Raw genomic sequence first — 275 nt, 5'->3', positions numbered from 1 at the left:
GGGCGAGGCCCGGCCCGGTGGTTACGCCCACATGCATCTCATAGCCCTGGAAGGCGGCGCCGTCGGCGCTGCGGCCTGAGGTTTCGCGCAAGGTCTTGTCGCCGGCAAGCACCGTGTCCACATCGAGCAGGCCAAGCCCGGGAACGGTTCCTGCGGCGCCTTCCAGCCCCGCCGGATCGCTGATGCTGCGGCCAAGCATCTGGTAGCCGCCGCAAATGCCCAGCACATGGCCGCCGCGCCGCACATGGGCGGCGATGTCGATGTCGAGGCCGGCG

The 275-nt window shown here is 70.5% G+C and carries 1 pseudogene; it reads right to left on the bottom strand.

Going from position 1 to position 275, the window contains the following annotated elements:
- A pseudogene (locus AC4FS3_RS29175) lies at positions 1-275 on the bottom strand (cobyric acid synthase); the annotation flags it as partial.

It is taken from the genome of Pseudogemmobacter sp. TB195 (genome assembly GCF_058313095.1).
This window is presented reverse-complemented; position numbering and strand designations above follow the sequence as displayed.